This window comes from Pseudomonas sp. Ant30-3 (assembly GCF_000690905.1).
GTDB lineage: Bacteria > Pseudomonadota > Gammaproteobacteria > Pseudomonadales > Pseudomonadaceae > Aquipseudomonas.
In genome coordinates, this window is sequence record NZ_JMCL01000233.1 from 1 (window position 1) to 465 (window position 465).

The following is a 465-nucleotide window of genomic DNA, read 5'->3' on the forward strand; positions in this document are numbered from 1 at the left end:
CCGGGCCTTGTACACACCGCCCGTCACACCATGGGAGTGGGTTGCACCAGAAGTAGCTAGTCTAACCTTCGGGAGGACGGTTACCACGGTGTGATTCATGACTGGGGTGAAGTCGTAACAAGGTAGCCGTAGGGGAACCTGCGGCTGGATCACCTCCTTAATCGACGACATCAGCTGCTCCATGAGCTCCCACACGAATTGCTTGATTCATTGAAGAAGACGATTTAGAAGCAGCCCGAAGTTGGGTCTGTAGCTCAGTTGGTTAGAGCGCACCCCTGATAAGGGTGAGGTCGGCAGTTCGAATCTGCCCAGACCCACCAATTTTGTGTGGGAACCTGTAGAGATACGGGGCCATAGCTCAGCTGGGAGAGCGCCTGCCTTGCACGCAGGAGGTCAACGGTTCGATCCCGTTTGGCTCCACCACTACTGCTTCTGATTGTATAAAGCTTAGAAATGAGCATTCCA

At 54.0% G+C, this 465-nt stretch carries 2 tRNA genes and 1 rRNA gene; all 3 read left to right on the top strand.

Going from position 1 to position 465, the window contains the following annotated elements:
- Positions 1-160, top strand: a 16S ribosomal RNA gene (locus DU29_RS0129055); the annotation flags it as partial.
- Between the two features lie 83 nt (positions 161-243).
- Positions 244-320: transfer RNA gene (locus DU29_RS0129060), tRNA-Ile, on the top strand.
- A gap of 27 nt (positions 321-347) precedes the next feature.
- A tRNA-Ala gene (locus DU29_RS0129065) sits at positions 348-423 on the top strand.
- Positions 424-465: the final 42 nt, after the last annotated feature.